This window comes from Ponticaulis profundi, from assembly GCF_042659465.1.
Classification (GTDB): domain Bacteria; phylum Pseudomonadota; class Alphaproteobacteria; order Caulobacterales; family Hyphomonadaceae; genus Ponticaulis; species Ponticaulis profundi.
In genome coordinates this window covers 319,352-335,679 of sequence record NZ_JBHSSW010000012.1, presented here as the reverse complement: position 1 = coordinate 335,679, position 16,328 = coordinate 319,352, and the positions used below count along the sequence as shown (strand labels likewise).

The window sequence follows — 16,328 nt, the reverse complement described above, 5'->3', positions numbered from 1 at the left end:
CCATTAGTCGCTCTTGTTTTCCAATGCGGCGACACGCTCTGGAAGGGAATCGACGTTCAGGCCTTCCTCTCGCAGGCGGTCCACACGAAACTTCCGATAGGACTGAACGGCCGTTTCCGGCGTAATGCCTTTTGAGGCGAGCATATCCAGCGCAGCTTCAGGGTCCCCCGAAGCAAAGACAAGATGAGCCTTCGCCAGCCAGTAGCGCCATGGCAATTGACGCTCCCCCTCAATCTCAGCGTCCTCGAACGCTTCCAGTCTCTGACCGGCAGCTTCAATATCGCCGTTCAGAAGTTCCAGTTCGACCTGATCTGCAATTGTCGTTGAATAAAGCCCCGACGCCTTCCCCGCAGCCTTTTCTGCATGGTCGAGCGCCTGAGCGTAATGCCCCATGGCCTCGTCATACTGGCCGAGTTCGCCGAGCGCCGTACCAAGCAAGCTATGCGCTATCGCTGCCGGGAACGCATCGAGATCTGGCCTTTCAATGATCGGCACCATGATGTCGCGCGCACGCGCTGCATCACCCATCACATAGACGGCGAGATCCGCACCGAAAAAGCGAATATCCATGCCGCGGTGCCGGTCGAGCAATGGGCGGCTTTCAAGCAGTTCGAGCGCTTCCAGAGCGATTTCGTAAGCGCGGTCATGGTCGCCAATTCGACGGAAGGTCGAAAGCAGCGCCGAGTAGTAATAAAGACGCTCATTGTCGGTCGGATCGAGTTTCAGCGCGCGTTCTGCCTGACGAATGACCTCCTGATTGTCTTCGTCTTCGAGCGTATTCGCCGCAATCTGATTGGCAATCAGAACCGTTTCATAAGTTGGAATGTCGGAAAGGCTGGCGAAATAATCCCGTGCCTCACGAAAGATCGGGAGCGCCGTGTCCCATTCGAGCATGCGCTGATAGGCAAAAGCAAGGTCGACCCGCCCCTGCCATTTCAAATGTTCAGGGCCATATCCGGCATCAAGCCAGGGCTCGAGCACCTTGATCGCATCCGCATAGTCGCCCCGAAACACAAAGCTGCGCCCGATCGCAAAGACGATCTGAGCGGCATTGTCAGCCGACGCCTCACTCAGCTGATGCGCCTCTTCGGCGCGTGCAAGCATCACCTCGGTCAGCTCGTCCGTCGCCAGTCCGCTTTCGAACAAGCCCTGCAGAGTCTCTGAAAATGCTGCTTCCGACATGGTTGCCATGCGCTCACGCTCGAGCGCATTTTCCGCCTGGACGAGTGCTTTTTGGGTCTGATCAGCCGAATACAGACTAAAGCCGAGCCCCCCGATGAGCGCGATGATGAGCCCTGCAGCGAGCGCTGTTGAAATCGGATAGCGCGAAATGAATTTGCCGGTCCGATAGGCTGGCGCATTGGAATAGGTCTGAACCGGATATCCGCTCAGATAATGTTTCAGATCGTCAACCAAGCCTTCGACGGCCTGATAGCGCGCCTCAGGATCTGCCCGGGTTGCCTTTTCGATGATGGCAGCAAGCTCTGCACTGCCCACAGACGTGTGATCAATCTGAATGGCACCGCTTGTCTGGCGCGCGGGAAGCGCACCGCTCAGCAATGTGTACAGCGTCACACCAAGCGCGAAAATATCTGAGGCAACGCTGTTCAGGCGTTCATTCAGCTGCTCAGGCGCGGCAAAGGCAAGGGTCACCGCCGTCGGCACAGTCGAGGCCCCCGCTTCGCTCAGCTCGCTGCCAATGCCGAAGTCAATCAGCTTCACCTCACCCTCACGAGAAACGAGAATATTGGCAGGTTTCAGGTCACGGTGCAGAACAAGGCGCGCATGCACATAGGAGACCACCTCCGCCACGCGCAGAAATAGCGCCACCACCTGCTTCTGATCGGCTCTTTCGTCGCGTAGCCAGTGGTCAATTGGCGCTCCATCAATGTATTCCATGGCGAGATAGGCCAGATCCTCGCCCTCAACGCCGCCATCAATGATGCGCGCAATCCCCGGATGCTCCAGCCTGGCAAGGCGCTGACGCTCCAGATCAAAACGGTCTCGCTGATTGGGAGAGGCTATCCGGACAACCTTGACCGCAGCTGACTGATCATAAAGCCCATCGGCGCGTTTTGCCTTGTAGACAGCTCCCATGCCGCCATGACCCAGCACGTGCTCAAGTTCCCAGACGCCACATCTTGTTCCTGCCGGGAGTGTGTTCTCCACCAGCGGCCCATCCGGTGCAGACGTTCGCAGGAAAGATGCCATATGACGATCACGCCCGGCAAAATGCTGGATGACCTCTGTCATGTCCGGATCGGTCTGACGGAGTGTGTCCAGTCGCTGACGGGCCTCATCGGCATCCAGCGTGTGCATATGGGTCAGTTCGCTGTCGACCCGCGCCCAATCTATCTTGCCTGTCATTCTGATCCCGCCCCACGCTTTACAACCCCGCCGAGTGAAGCAGAGAATACCAATTGGTTTCAACCGGCTTATGAGGATATACCCAAGCGAGCTCACCCATCAGGGTGAATTCAAACAGAATTTGCTGCGTGAGTGCCTACGCCATGAGCGCCGGCTTGTGCTATCCATTGTGCAGACTCAGTATTCCGATACGCCACTATCCGCCGAGCCTTCGCATGCAGACTGATCCGCCAAACACCCCTTTCGAAGCCGAGGATCTGGCGCTTGCCTCCGAACTCTTCGAAAAATTCTACGAGGATCTGAAGGCCATTGCCTGCGCCAATCGGCGCAAACGAGGGGTGGCTGACACGTTCGAAACGGTCGAGATTCTTCACAATGCCTTTCTGAAAGTCTCAGCCAGTCAGGACAAACTATCAGAAGCGCATTTCATGAGTGTGGCCGCACTGGCAATCCGGCAGGTCATCATCGATTATGCACGAAGGAAGTACGCTCAGAAACGCGGAGGTGGTGAGCCGGTCGAAAATCTGGACGATATCGAAACAGTGCTCCCAGAGTTTTCGGAAACCCCTGAAGAAATCCTGCAGATCGCTCAGCTCATCCGCGAGCTTCACGACACGCATCCACGCTGGTTACGCGTGTTGGATGCCCGGTTCTTTGCTGGCATGACAGAAGATGAAACAGCGCAAATGCTGAATGTTCATGTGCGAACGATCCGCCGCGATTGGCAGGGCCTGAAAGGCTGGCTCGCTCCACGTATGGGTGTGCGATACATTCAGGATTCCTGATTACGACTCGTCTTCCAGCGCCATCTTCCGGGCGTCGCGTTCGAACATCTCACCCTGTTTTTTCCGCGCGAGCAGTGTCCGGGCTTTTTCAAATTCCGGGTCATTCCAGAAGATCATGCATCCATTGCAGCCCCGACCACAGCAGCCTTCAATGCCAAGCCGGGCCGTTTTGAATCGCGTCTCCTTGGTATCTGCGGCGCGCGATTCGATTAGCGCGCCGCGTTGGCGTGCGTAAAGCCGGTCCACGGCGTCTGCATCAACCCGGCCTTCCATTTCGATCTTCATGCCGGTCTTGTCGAGACGGATGCGATCCCATTGCTTCTGCGTGAGCGGGGTTTCCTTGCGCACGATGGTATGAACCGGAATGCGCGCTTTCAGAGAGACGATATCTTCCTGATCGAACAGGCTGAAGGGGATACGGATTTGCGTCTGCGGGCCGCCCGAAACCTTCTCCGTGATGGCACCCGTGGCCGCATCCTCAAACTCATAGATCCGCAGCAGGCTGGTTTCTGCGCCTGCATCCGGCGGCAGAAATTCCAGAACATCGCCTGCCAGAATGCGGTTCTTCACCTGCATGACAAATGCATCATCACACACCTCGGTAATCATGCCCGCAAACTCCCACTCACCAATCGACTGGGTGTCTTCGTAATTGTGGGCATAATTGGTGAGGCGACCATGATGAAAGGCCATCGTGAACCCGCGATTGGACACGTTTCGCAGTTCATCCAGATAGGGTTTCGGGTTCCAGCTTTCCGGGTCCGCATACCAGGCATCAATCGCCGCACGATAAGTCCGCGCAACAAGCGCCACGTAATAAAGGCTCTTATTGCGCCCTTCTACCTTCAGACTGTCCACGCCAAGACGCAGATAGTCGTCCAGCACCGGCATCATGCACATATCCTTGGAGTTCAGAATATAGGACCCGCGGTCATCTTCCTCGATCGGCATCAGCTCACCCGGACGGCAATCCTCCTCGAGCAGAAACTCGAACAATTCCTTGTTCTCATCCGTTATCGGCAGCTCATGCACTTTGCCGTCCTTCAGGCGGACATGCACCTTATAGTGCCAGCGGCAGGAATTGGCGCAATTGCCCTGGTTGGCGCCGCGCTCCGACATGAAGTTCGACAGGAGGCACCGCCCCGAATACGTCATGCACATCGCGCCATGAATAAAGGCTTCAAGCTTGATATCCGGGCATTTTTCGCGGATCTCGACCAGCTCATTGAAAGAGACTTCACGCGCCAGAACGCACAGCTCGGCGCCCTGTTGCTCCCAGAATTTCACTGTCAGCCAGGAACACACATTGGATTGTGTTGAGATATGCAGCGGAATGTGCGGCACAGCCTCTTTCATGAACTGAAACACCCCCGGATCGGCAATGATCAGACCATCGGGCGAAATTTCCCGGATGGTTTCCGCATATTCTGCGAGCTTGGGCACATCCTTGTTATGCGAGAAAAGGTTCAGCGTCAGATACACCCGCTTGCCATGGGCATGGGCAAAGGCAATGCCTTCCACAACCTGTTCCAGCGTGAATTCCGCCTTGGTCCGCAGGGACATATCCGGCGTGCCCATATAGATCGCATCCGCTCCATAAAGGACGGCGACTTTCAGCTTTTCGAGATTGCCTGCTGGCATGAGGAGTTCTGAACGTTTCATGGCGGGCTTTTTCCGGCTTTCAATCAGAAAAGCAATGCGACCAATTTGGCGCAGCCTGCTTTCCGCCCGTGTGGCAAAGCGCGCTTTGCAATCGGTCGAGCTCTGCCCTATCTGGCAAGGGAAGGATGATATCTGCCATGCCACATGACCAAAGCGCACCTGCCCCGGAAAAACGCCTGCGGAGCGCCGAACAGAAACAAGCCGATATTCGCGCTCAGGCCGACGCGATGGGCGTGGATGAGGCCTATATCTCCACGCTTGTGGACACGTTCTACGAACGGGTGCAGCAAAATGAGCTGCTCGGCCCGATATTCGACGAGGTCGTGGATGGCCATTGGGACCAACACCTTGCCACAATGAAAAGCTTCTGGGGATCGATGGCGCTGGGCCTCAACACGTATGAAGGCCGGCCCATGCCAAAGCACATGGCCCTGAAAGGCCTGACGCCAGAGCATTTCGCCACCTGGCTTGAGCTATTCTACAAGACGCTTCAGGACACCGCGCCCAGCAAAGCGGCCGAAGACTACTTCATTGAGCGTGCCGCCCGGATTGCCCGCGGTTTCCAGCTGAATATCTTCACCTACCGCCCAGATGCCTTCGATCCGGAAAAACGCACCTAGCCAGAATTTGACAGCCCTAGCGTCAAGCCGGGTTCAAGGAAGCTGATCTTATTTTCAGGGGCCTTGATTCATGCGTATTCCTGCTTCTCCCGGAACACACCTCTCTGCCTATCCCATCCATACCACCATCACGACGCGCGTTAGCGATATGGACGGATATGGGCATCTGAACGCCATCCGGCTCGGCCAGTTCTATGAAGAGGCGCGCGCCAATTTCTATATGCAGGCCTTTGACAAGCAGCAGAGAGACACGCGCATTCTGGTGGCCGAACTGACCTTTCAGTATCTGGGTGAAGGCTTCTGGCCCGGCGCGATCGAGATGGGCACCGGCATTGCGCAGATCAATTCCTCATCCTTTCTGATGGGTCAGGGACTTTTCCAGAATGGCGAACTCCTCGGCATGTGCAAAACCGTTCTCGTCTGCACGCGGGATGGCAAAGCCTGCCCAATCCCGGACGAGATGCGCAGCATGCTGGCACGGCAAAGCATCAAAACCACCGAGACAGCCTAGCGATCCTTCACATAGTCGACGGGTGGCGGCGTTGCCGTCGGCTCATCGACTGCTGTTTTCTTTGATGCGATCTGCGGCTTCTTCGGCTCCAGATCCTGCGCGGTTGGCGCGGCCAGGGCTCGGTTTCGCACGACATCCAGCTCTGCGCGATAGGTTTCGTGGCGCGGGTGAATGAGCTGCGCTCCATCACCATAGACATAAACGAGCCGCGCCCAGTCTTCTTTGGCGTAGTCAAAGGCCGAGCCATCGGTTTCGATATCGCTCCATTCCGGTTCGCGCGGTGCGTTCGCAGCTTTCTGTCCCCAGTCACGCGCCGCTTTGTCTTCGTCGCGTGCACGATGGATCATCTCCATCAGGCGGCAGACGCGAGAAGTTGGCTGCGTGCCCTGAAGCAGTGGCGCAAGCGCCTTTTCTGCGCCGTCCCAGTCACCGTCTGTAATGGCAAGATCGGCCTTCAGAAGGGCTGTCTCACGATGCGTTTTGTTCGCATTGGCCAGAAGATGCATGGTTTTGCGCGCTGCGGGCTTACCGGAGGCCTCATCCACACGCTCTGCGATGATGGCAATGGCCGGATGCGGTCTCGCGCGCCATGCGGTCTCGAGCGTCGAGCTGGCAGCTTTGGTTTCGTCACGCGCCAGCTGAAGCCGCGCCAGATGGAAAGCCGCTGCCGGCAGCCCCGGCGTCAGACGCAGCGCATCGCCCAGCAGTCGTTCAGCACCTTCCGGGTCGGCTGACATGATGTCATGTGCTTCCGCCACAAGCAGCACACCGCGACGGCGGCGCGCCGCTGCCGCATCTATATGGCCTTTGGATTCGCCGGTGTTGAGCACTTTGCGGGCATCGGCCCATTCAAAGCGCGCGACATAGATTTCAAACAATGACTTGAAGGGCCAGTCACCGGTTTCCCCCTTCATGGTCAGCGCTTCCTTGGCCCGTTCGATCGCCATGGAATAATCACCGCGCTTCACAGCAGCGCCGGTCAGACCTTTCAGGCCAGCCAGATGCGCGCCCGGTTTGCGGGCAAGTTCGGCATAAGCGCGTTCTGCTCTCGTCCAGTCCGCTTCCTGTTCAGCCGTCCGGGCATCAAGCAGCAAAGCGAGGCGTTCATCTTCGGCGTCTGAGAGTGCTTTCTGAGACAGCTTTTTCGCGTCTTTCAGATTGCCACCTTCAACCGCGAGCAAGCCTGACGCCAGCGCGTCATTTCCCTTGCGGGTGCGTGACCGCTTGCGCATGCGTGAAAAACGCCCCGGAAGACGCAGAGCGCCGATGAACAGGCTCCACAGGAGTGCAATCACCGCGCCCAGAAGCGCCATGATAGCTGCAGCGCCCGTCATGCTGAACGCATAATCAGGCTGGTTCTCGCGTTCCAGAACCACGCGCCATGGCACATCATTCAGCCAAAGCGCGCCCAGAACGATCGCGACGAGGACAAGGCCAATAATGACAAGACGGATCATTGCGCGGTCTCCAGGTCCATCACATCCGTTCGCAGACGCTCGACCAGACTATCGGCCTGAACGCGGCGCTCGGCAGCAGCGATCCAGTCGGCGAGCACCTCACCCTGCGGACCATCAATTGGTTTCACTTCGTTGAGCGCCCCCGGCAGGTCGCCTGCCTCCAGCAATGTGAGCGCGGTATCGACACGCTGGGACGCCGTTGCGCCCTGAGCCGTGCCCTCTTCGCGTACGGTCACCACGCTGGACAGGAGATCTCCAAGCCATGCCCACTGACCGGAAGGCGCATCCGGCATGCCTGCCGTGCGAACATCTTCTTTCAGGGTCTGCAGGGAATTTTTCAGCTCAATCGTGGTTGGGATTTCTTCGCCCTCAAGGCGGCGAAGACCTGCGACCCGCGAGTTGGCAGGCAGTTTCAGGGCCAGTTCTTCCAGCTGTTTTTCATAAGGCTCACCTGCCCGCACTGCGGTTTCGAGAGCTGCCAGCGCCAGCACCCGGTCGGCGCGCTTGATCATCGCTTCCTCATTGGCGCTCAGCTTGGCTTCATCAAGATTGGAAAGCCGCTGATTGACGATCTTGCGCAGCGCATTCAGGTCGCCGGTGAGTTGTTCGTTTTTCTCATTGGACGCCTGACGGTCTTTTTGTGCAGCTTGCTGAAGCTGGTTCTGTGACTGTCTGGTCTGATTGAGTGCAGTCTCCAGCGCTTTGACATCTTTTTCCAGGGCATTGATCGCAGCCTGACGCGCCTGCACAGCAGACTGAAGCTTTGCGTCTGCCTGTTCGAGCTGATCGGCGCGCGTTTGCAGAGCCGCAACATTGCGGACGAGCTCTGGAGACGCAGCCTGAGCACCACCATTGCCGCCCGTTCCGCTTTCGAGACGTTCTATCACCTGTGCGAGGGTGATGCCCGGCATTGGCACAGACGGTGTCGCGTCTGGTGCTGGCTCCGGCGTCTCACCCGCATCATCAGTGGCATCCGGTTGCGGCGCGTTTTCAGCGTCGCCTTCTTCCGCCGGGGCTTCCTGAGCCACTGCATCTCCCAGCAGGGCCAGATAGGACTGACGAATTTGCGCGAGTTCCGTCGAGATCGCCTCAAAGCTCTCTTCGGTTTCGATCTCTCGCGTCTCAAGCGTATCATTCGCGGCCTCAGCGAGCGTCTGCACAGAGCGCACATCATCATTCAGGCGCGTCACCTGTTCCTGCAGACTACGATCTGTGTCCTGAAGCTGTGAGATATCGAGTGCGACTTCGCTTGCCTGCGCATAGCGCCCGCCCGTTCCACCAGCGACGACGCCGATGGCGCCGCCCGCAAGTGCAGCGAAGACACCAACCACGATCAGGCCAACCCATCCCGGCCCTGAGCTCTGCTTTGACTGCACCTCCGTCTCTGCTGTGTCTGCAGATGTGAACTCGACATCGATCGGTTCATCCTGAGAGGCGTTGTCTGGCTCAGCCATTTGAATGTGTTCTCCCGAAAAGCGTTTTGATTCTATGATACACTCTTATTGAGTGTTGTTTGAAGGGTCTCGATCAGTTCAGCCTCATTTGGCCGCGCTGCATATGATGTTTTTTGAAACGAGAAAGATTGAAGCGGCGCAATGGCGCGCTCTGAAACGCCAACCAGCTTCATCTTGTCAGTGGTGCCCCCCCAGTTCTCGAGCCAGGCCGCAGCACTTGCTGCGCCTTTTGCAGAATGGATCAGGAGCGTAGCCTCAGGACTGACGATCTGATCCCAGACCAGTTTAACTTGCGACCAGAGCACAGGTTCCGTCCGATAGAGCGGTAGAAATGCGACACGAAAGCCGATGTCTTTCAGGCGCCTCGCCAGGTCGCCCGCCGCCGCTTCGTTTGCGACATGCCAGAACTCGGGCGCCGTCGCAGGCTCAAACACGGTCGCGATCAAATCGAACACGTCATCTGCATTGCCATCGGCGTTCCAGCACTGCGGAAATCCCGCGCCTTCCGCCGCTTGCAGGGTTGCCGGTCCGACACAAATGGCCTGCTTATCAAGCGGCCAGTTCGCAGACTGAACCGCACGAACGCCATTCGCGCTTGTAAAGATGTAAGCGATCTCGTGCGCAGGTGGCTGCTGGTCCGTTTTCTGTTCGCGGATCTCCAGAGCAGGCATTTTCAGCGCTTCATACCCGAGCGCTGCCAGACGCGCCGCCGTTTCGGTCGCACCCGGCTCTGCCCGCGTGATGATCACCTGCTGGGTCATGGCACTCAGCTATCCAGATGCGGTAATTTATCTCCGGCGTCATCCCGGATCGCCTGTCCAACATCCTGCCCGAGCTGCATGAAATCGGCGAGGAAGAGCTCGCTGCCATGAAGCGTGCGTTCTGCTTCATAGCTCGGCGCGCCATCCGGATGTGTGACACTGGCTTTCAGACGGTAAATCCCTGCGCCCTCGTGGAAAAGATGCGCCGCAATGGGGGTTCGGCACGAACCGTCCAGTGCAGCGAGCGCTGCGCGTTCGGCGGTCGCTGCGCGCTCTGTTTCCAGATCGCTCAATTCGACGAGCGCCTGCAACACTTTTTCTTCCAGCCTGTCCGGCATGCCCGCAATCGCCAGAATGCCCTGACCGACGGCCGGCAGGAAGTCAGTCGGATTGAGAAGCTCGCAAGCGTGTTCCGGTACATTGAGGCGGTTCAACCCGGCAGAGGCCAGGAACGTGGCATCTGCGACACCCGCCTGCAGTTTGGAAAGTCGGGTTTGCACATTGCCGCGAAATTCGACGACTTTCAGATCGGGGCGCAATGCCAGCGCCTGTGCGCGGCGTCTGAGGCTTGAGGTGCCAAGCGTGGCACCTTCCGGAAGCTCATCGAGACTTTTATATTTCAGAGACACAAATGCATCGCGCGGGTCTTCGCGTTTTGGATAAGCCAGAATGCGTTGTCCCGGCGGGAGCATGACCGGCACGTCTTTCAGGGAATGGACAAGCAGGTCCACATCATCACTTTCCAGAGCAATATCGAGCTCTTTGGTGAAGAGCCCCTTGCCACCGGCTTCCAACAGGCTGCGATCCTGAAGCTGGTCTCCGCTCGTCGTCATACCAACCAGCTCGCAGATATAGCTGCCCGCCAAAAGCGTGTTCAGCTGCTGTGCGACCCAATTGCTCTGCGCCAATGCGAGCGGCGATTGTCTGGTTCCGATCCGGAGCGTTTTCATCTTTTCCCAGTCATTCCATCATTACGGGATTTGCGTTCGAGGACAGAAGGGCTACAACCGCGCCCACCATGGAGCAAGCCCAGACACCACCCCTTACCGTACTTGGCATCGAAACCAGCTGCGACGAAACAGCTGCGGCTGTTCTGCGCCTGGATGCCAACGGACCGACTGTGCTCGGAGAAGTGGTCGCCAGTCAATTCGATGAACATCGCGACTATGGCGGCGTGGTGCCCGAAATCGCAGCCCGCGCACATGCTGAAAAATGCGATGATGTGGTGCGCGAAACGCTGAAAGCGTCCGGTGTAAGCCTTTCAGATGTCGACGGTTTTGCTGCAACGACAGGCCCCGGCCTGGTCGGTGGCGTGATGGTCGGCATGATGACAGCCAAGGCGCTCTCAATTGCGACCGGAAAGCCCTTTATTGGTGTGAACCATCTGGAAGGGCATGCCCTTTCGCCTCGCCTGTCCGAGACGGTCGACTTTCCCTATCTCCTATTGCTGGTTTCCGGCGGGCATTGTCAGTTCTTGCGCGTCAACGGGCTGAATGACTACCAGCGTCTGGGCTCAACCATTGATGATGCGGTCGGAGAAGCCTTCGACAAGTCCGCCAAGGTTCTCGGACTGGGTTTCCCCGGCGGCCCCGCGCTGGAGCGCGCCGCCGCAGAGGGCGATGAAACAGCTGTGAAGCTGCCACGCCCGTTACTTGATCGTCCGGGGCTCGACATGTCGTTCGCAGGCCTCAAGACAGCCGTTTTGCGCGCTTCAGAAGCCGAACCGCTCACACGCGAACGCGTCTGCGACATTTCCGCAAGCTTTCAGGCCGCCATTCGGGATGTGCTGGTCCACAAGACCCGAACGGCCATGCAGATGGTTCGCCGCGATCTTCCATCCGATGCGCAGCCTGCTTTCGTCATCGCAGGCGGAGTTGGTGCAAACAAAACCCTGCGCAGCGCGCTTCAGGGCCTGTGCGAGGAAGAGGGTTTTGCATTTGCCGCGCCGCCGCTCAAATGGTGCACCGATAACGGCGCCATGATCGCTTATGCAGGTGCCATGCGGCTCGCGCTGGGCGAACAATCGGGAATGGATCTGGCCGCCCGTCCTCGCTGGCCGCTTGATGAAGCATCTGCCGCATCTGCGCCCGTCTTCGGAAGTGGCAAGAAGGGCGCGAAGGCCTGAGCACCTGCGGTTGGCACGAAACTCGCACAACGAACATCGAGAATGTTGTCACGTTTCATTCTCGCACATTTGGCTTTCCTGACCGGCTTCAACCGCACAGCGCTTGAAGCCGATTTTTTTTGAGACCAAAAGCCAACATGTGAGCGTCTTCATAAAACTTTTACGGCGCGCCAAACATGTTCACCCGAAAAAACAGGCCCTCAGACCATGATGTCGGACATTTCCGTACTCGTTATCGATGACAATGTGCACATGGTGCGCATTCTGACAGCGATGCTGCGAGGGTTTGGCATTCGCAAGGTTCACACCGTGCAGGATCCTGCGAGCGCTTTGGAAACGCTGAAGAACACACCGATTGATATGATCGTGGTGGATCTGAGATTGCCGGTTCTGGACGGTATCGAATTTACAAGTCTGGTCAGAAACTCAAAGGACTCACCCAACCCGTTTGTACCGATCATCATGGTCACAGCACATTCGGAACGATCAAAGGTTCAGGCAGCACGGGATGCCGGCGTCACGGAGTTCTGTTGTAAGCCGTTGACGGCCAATACACTGTTTCAACGGATTTCAGCGGTGGTGGAGCACAATCGCCCCTTCATCCGAACCGCGACGTATTTTGGCCCGGACCGGCGACGCCGGAATGACCCGAATTATAAGGGACCGGAAAGACGAAAACCTGCAGATGAGTTTTCACTCGAATAAGACCTCTGCGTTTCTGCCCCACGAACAGAAGCGCCGAAAATCACCCATAAAAGCCAGGTTAAACAGAGAAAGGTATAACCTTCCTCGTCTTCTGTTAACTTTCCCGACCTAAAACGGGACGGACTCTACCAAGCCGGGACTTCGATCCATGAAGACGAGACAGCTCACAGTTCTTGTCGTGGATGACAACATCCACATGCTCAGAATTATTGCGACTATGGTTCGTGGCTTCGGTTTCGACAAGGTTCTGACCGCTCAGGACCCTGCTGACGCATTCGAGATCATCAAATCGAACGCCATTGATCTGATCTTTCTCGACCTGCGCATGCCCGTTCTCGATGGCATTGAATTTACCGATATGATCCGGAATTCACCGGACTCTCCGGACCCTTACGTCCCGATCATCATGATTACCGCGCACTCGGAACGGGTCATGGTGCAAAAGGCGCGGGATATCGGGGTCACTGAATTCTGCTGCAAACCGATCAACGCAAACACGCTGTATCAGCGCATCGTATCGGTTGTGAACTATAACCGGCCTTTCATCAGGTCCTCGACCTATTTCGGCCCGGACCGACGCCGTCGTCAGGATCCGAACTATAAGGGACCGGAACGGCGCCAGACTGAGCCGGAGCCAACCCAACCTGCCTTTGGCGCTGACGCAAACTTCTAGAAACGCGTTCGAAGATCAGGCCTGCCTGACGGGCCTGCGCATCTTCTGATCATGGGTATAGGCGTCAATCGAAAACAGAATTACGCCGATCCAGATCAGCGCGAATGTTGCAAGCCGCACTGGCGTGAGCGCTTCTCCATAGGCAAGCGCGACACCAAATTGCAGGCTTGGCCCCACATACTGCATGATCCCGATCGTCGAAAACCTGAGACGTCGCGCAGACAGGGCGAAGAGGATCAATGGAAAGGCCGTCAAAGGTCCGGCCAGCATCAGAAGCCCGAAGTCTCCAGGTCCATCGCCGAAGACGGCACGCCCCTGCTGCACACCCACAAAGAGCCAGATCACGGCAATCGGGAAGAGCAGCAGAACTTCCATCGTGAAGCCGACACGGCTGTCAATCGGGACCTGTTTACGGATAACCGCATAGCTCGCAAAGGTGGCGCACAGGATCAGCGCGACCCATGGCAGGCGACCAAGCTCGTAAGTTTCAACCGCAACGCCCGCACACGCAAAGGCGACGGCGACCCATTGCAGGCGACGCAGTCTTTCTGACAGGAAGATCGCGCCGATTGCGACATTGACGAGTGGATTGATGAAATAGCCAAGGCTGGCTTCCATCACGCGCTCGGCGCCAACGGCCCAGATATAAAGAAGCCAATTGCCGGCAATCAGGACCGATGACAGCAAAAGCCAGAGCGCCTTGCGGGATTTCAGGAGTGCAAACAGCTCGCTCCAGCGATTGGCAATAACGATCAGCAAGAGGCCTGTCGGCAAGGACCAGGCAATCCGGTGCGCCAGAATATCGGTTGCCGCCACATGGCCAACAAGCTTGAAGTAAATCGGCAAAAAGCCCCACATGACGTAGGCACCCAAACCGGTAAATACGCCAAGGCGCGATTCTGATGACATGAAGAAGCCTCCCGGATCGGCCTTAGCAGACGGGTAAAGAGTTACCAGCCCGAATCTTGCGGAGGCTGCTTTCAGATTGAAACTGTTCGCCAGACAGGCAGACAAACCCGGCTTGCCCAGCCGCATGAGGCAGGCTGATAAGCCGGGGCTGCCGAGGCATTAGCCGTCTTTGTTGATGACGACCTTGGTTTCGAAATCGCTGGCGTCATGGCGCTCAGCAAGCTGCTTTTCACCAAAGGTCCGGTTCACAATACGTCCGCGCTGAACGGCTGGACGCTTCGCGATCTGATCCGCCCAGCGAATGACATGTTCGTATTCGTGAACAGAGAGAAACTCGCCGGCACTGTAGGCCTGGCCCTTCACGAGCGCGCCATACCATGGCCAGATCGCCATATCGGCAATCGTGTACTCGTCGCCTGCGAAATACTCGTTTTCAGCAAGGTGACGGTTCAGCACATCACACTGGCGCTTTGTCTCCATGGCAAAACGGTTGATCGGATACTCCATTTTGTAGGGGGCGTAGGCATAGAAATGCCCAAAGCCACCGCCAAGATATGGCGCCGATCCCATTTGCCAGAACAGCCAGTTCATTGTCTCGGTGCGCGCCTTGCCGTCTGTCGGCAGGAATGCGCTGTCGAATTTCTCAGCGAGATAGAACAGGATAGAAGCGGATTCGAAGATACGTCGCTGGTTCGTCGTATCGAACATCACCGGAATTTTGGAATTCGGATTGATCTCGACATAGCCGGAGCTGAACTGGTCACCTTTGCCGATATTGATCAGCCAGGCGTCATACTCGGCACCGTCAAAGCCCTTCTCGAGCAGTTCCTCGAGCATAACCGTGACTTTGATGCCGTTTGGCGTGCCGAGTGAATAGAGTTGGAGCGGATGCTTGCCGACTGGCAATTCCTTATCATGCGTCGGTCCTGCAATCGGGCGATTGATATTGGCGAACTGCCCACCGCTTTCACTATCCCAAGTCCAGACCTTTGGCGGTGTGTATTCGTCTTGTTGCGACATGTGCAGAGCTCCCTATCAACTGCCTTCGTAATGTTTGCGAGCAGACTAGCATCTGGTTGCTACATTGCGACCATCAAGTCAGCAGGTCTTCAAGAGCGCGTGATCGCAGAACGAAAAAAGCAGCGCCAGTCACCCAGCGCTGCTCTTCAAATTCGAAAATGAATGCTGCGGACCTTATTCGTCAGCAACCGCCGCAGGAGATTTCTCCGGCTTCAGAACGCCGCGATTGAGCAGTTCTTCTGCGATCTGAACAGCGTTGAGGGCCGCGCCCTTGCGCAGATTGTCGGACACACACCAGAACGCCAGGCCATTCTCGACGGTTTTGTCTTCACGGATACGGGAAATGAAGGTTGCCCATTCACCTACGCACTCAACCGGCGTGATATAGCCCTGATCTTCGCGCTTATCGACGACCATAATGCCTGGGCTTTCGCGCAGGAGTTCGGTTGCATCAGCGGCGCTAAGCGGGCCAGCCAGCTCGAGGTGAACCGCTTCAGCGTGACCAACGAAAGTTGGAACGCGCGCACATGTCGCGACCAGCTGGATATCCGGATCGAGAATTTTCTTCGTCTCGACCGCCATCTTCCACTCTTCCTTGGTGAAGCCGTCATCCGTGAACACATCAATGTGCGGGATCACGTTGAAAGCGATCTGCTTGGTGAATTCGCGAGGCTCGGCTTCCTGATTGACAAAAATGCCTTTCGTCTGGTTCCAGAGCTCATCCATCGCTGATTTACCAGCGCCGGACACAGACTGGTACGTCGAGACGACCACGCGCTCAATACCAACTTTGTCGTGGATCGGTTTCAGCGCAACGACGAGCTGAGCCGTCGAGCAGTTCGGGTTGGCGATGATGTATTTCTCTTCATAGCCCATGACCGCATCCGCGTTCACTTCCGGAACGACCAGCGGAACAGCCGGGTCCATGCGGAACGCTGATGAGTTGTCGATCACGATACAGTCCTGCAGCGCGATTTTCGGCGCCCATTCCTTGGCAACGCTGCCACCGGCGGACATCAGACACAGGTCGACCGTTGAAAAATCGAAGTTTTCAATGTCATGGCACTTGAGTTCCTTGTCTCCATAGGAGACGGTACGGCCAATCGAACGTCGAGACGCGATCGCAATCACCTCGTCCGCCGGAAAGAGGCGTTCTTGGAGAATGTTGAGCATTTCCTGGCCTACATTGCCGGTTGCTCCAACGACTGCGACGCGAAGTGCCATGTCTTTTAATTCCTTCTTGTGTACCACGAAGGGCGTGGCTTACAGCAAAATCCGG

At 57.0% G+C, this 16,328-nt stretch carries 15 protein-coding genes; 6 read left to right on the top strand and 9 right to left on the bottom strand.

Annotated elements, in window-relative coordinates; all coding sequences use genetic code 11:
- Window positions 1–3: 3 nt before the first annotated feature.
- Window positions 4–2,367, bottom strand: a complete 2,364-nt coding sequence (locus ACFQDM_RS10935; RefSeq protein ID WP_377378954.1) for a protein kinase domain-containing protein — start codon at window positions 2,365–2,367, stop codon at window positions 4–6.
- Window positions 2,368–2,582: 215 nt separating this feature from the next.
- On the opposite strand from ACFQDM_RS10935, the gene ACFQDM_RS10930 reads away from it, so the two are divergent.
- Window positions 2,583–3,152 (top strand): ECF-type sigma factor, encoded by a 570-nt coding sequence (locus tag ACFQDM_RS10930; RefSeq protein WP_377378952.1) that lies wholly within the window; start codon window positions 2,583–2,585, stop codon window positions 3,150–3,152.
- Here the strand turns inward: ACFQDM_RS10930 and ACFQDM_RS10925 are convergent, their stop codons facing one another.
- Window positions 3,153–4,814, bottom strand: coding sequence for a U32 family peptidase (locus tag ACFQDM_RS10925; RefSeq protein WP_377378950.1), 1,662 nt, complete (start codon window positions 4,812–4,814; stop codon window positions 3,153–3,155).
- A gap of 137 nt (window positions 4,815–4,951) precedes the next feature.
- Between ACFQDM_RS10925 and ACFQDM_RS10920 the strand changes: the two genes are divergently transcribed.
- Together ACFQDM_RS10920 and ACFQDM_RS10915 are read left to right on the top strand one after the other, a co-directional pair.
- Window positions 4,952–5,434 (top strand): group III truncated hemoglobin, encoded by a 483-nt coding sequence (locus ACFQDM_RS10920; RefSeq protein ID WP_377378948.1) that lies wholly within the window; start codon window positions 4,952–4,954, stop codon window positions 5,432–5,434.
- Between the two features lie 70 nt (window positions 5,435–5,504).
- A complete protein-coding gene (locus tag ACFQDM_RS10915; RefSeq protein ID WP_377378946.1) occupies window positions 5,505–5,945 on the top strand; it encodes an acyl-CoA thioesterase in 441 nt (146 codons plus the stop codon).
- Here ACFQDM_RS10915 and ACFQDM_RS10910 read toward each other — a convergent pair.
- The 4 genes from ACFQDM_RS10910 to hemC are packed head-to-tail and all read right to left on the bottom strand — an operon-like array spanning window position 5,942 to window position 10,567.
- Window positions 5,942–7,402 carry a heme biosynthesis protein HemY gene (locus ACFQDM_RS10910; RefSeq protein ID WP_377378944.1) on the bottom strand — a complete coding sequence of 487 codons (1,461 nt, stop codon included), beginning with the start codon at window positions 7,400–7,402 and terminating at the stop codon, window positions 5,942–5,944. The two genes, ACFQDM_RS10915 and ACFQDM_RS10910, sit on opposite strands and share 4 nt — an antisense overlap.
- Window positions 7,399–8,856 (bottom strand): hypothetical protein, encoded by a 1,458-nt coding sequence (locus ACFQDM_RS10905; protein ID WP_377378942.1) that lies wholly within the window; start codon window positions 8,854–8,856, stop codon window positions 7,399–7,401. The genes ACFQDM_RS10910 and ACFQDM_RS10905 overlap by 4 nt, the downstream gene beginning before the upstream one ends.
- Before the next feature lie 32 nt (window positions 8,857–8,888).
- A complete protein-coding gene (locus tag ACFQDM_RS10900; RefSeq protein WP_377378940.1) occupies window positions 8,889–9,617 on the bottom strand; it encodes a uroporphyrinogen-III synthase in 729 nt (242 codons plus the stop codon).
- A gap of 5 nt (window positions 9,618–9,622) precedes the next feature.
- Window positions 9,623–10,567: a hydroxymethylbilane synthase gene (gene hemC / locus ACFQDM_RS10895; protein WP_377378938.1), complete on the bottom strand. Its 945-nt coding sequence runs from the start codon at window positions 10,565–10,567 to the stop codon at window positions 9,623–9,625.
- Window positions 10,568–10,635: 68 nt separating this feature from the next.
- Here hemC and tsaD point away from each other — a divergent pair, with 68 nt between their 5' ends.
- The 3 genes from tsaD (at window position 10,636) to ACFQDM_RS10880 (ending at window position 13,120) form a co-directional block, all read left to right on the top strand.
- Window positions 10,636–11,742: a tRNA (adenosine(37)-N6)-threonylcarbamoyltransferase complex transferase subunit TsaD gene (gene tsaD, locus ACFQDM_RS10890; RefSeq protein WP_377378936.1), complete on the top strand. Its 1,107-nt coding sequence runs from the start codon at window positions 10,636–10,638 to the stop codon at window positions 11,740–11,742.
- Between the two features lie 207 nt (window positions 11,743–11,949).
- Window positions 11,950–12,447, top strand: a complete 498-nt coding sequence (locus ACFQDM_RS10885) for a response regulator (protein WP_377378934.1) — start codon at window positions 11,950–11,952, stop codon at window positions 12,445–12,447.
- Window positions 12,448–12,595: 148 nt separating this feature from the next.
- Window positions 12,596–13,120: a response regulator gene (locus ACFQDM_RS10880; protein WP_377378932.1), complete on the top strand. Its 525-nt coding sequence runs from the start codon at window positions 12,596–12,598 to the stop codon at window positions 13,118–13,120.
- Window positions 13,121–13,135: 15 nt separating this feature from the next.
- On the opposite strand, the gene rarD is transcribed toward ACFQDM_RS10880, so the two are convergent.
- The 3 genes from rarD to ACFQDM_RS10865 all read right to left on the bottom strand — a co-directional run bounded on the left by rarD (window position 13,136) and on the right by ACFQDM_RS10865 (window position 16,273).
- A complete protein-coding gene (gene rarD / locus ACFQDM_RS10875; RefSeq protein ID WP_377378931.1) occupies window positions 13,136–14,029 on the bottom strand; it encodes an EamA family transporter RarD in 894 nt (297 codons plus the stop codon).
- A gap of 159 nt (window positions 14,030–14,188) precedes the next feature.
- Window positions 14,189–15,049: a glutathione-dependent disulfide-bond oxidoreductase gene (yghU, locus tag ACFQDM_RS10870; RefSeq protein ID WP_377378929.1), complete on the bottom strand. Its 861-nt coding sequence runs from the start codon at window positions 15,047–15,049 to the stop codon at window positions 14,189–14,191.
- A 174-nt stretch (window positions 15,050–15,223) separates the two neighbouring features.
- Window positions 15,224–16,273: an aspartate-semialdehyde dehydrogenase gene (locus tag ACFQDM_RS10865; protein ID WP_377378927.1), complete on the bottom strand. Its 1,050-nt coding sequence runs from the start codon at window positions 16,271–16,273 to the stop codon at window positions 15,224–15,226.
- Window positions 16,274–16,328: the final 55 nt, after the last annotated feature.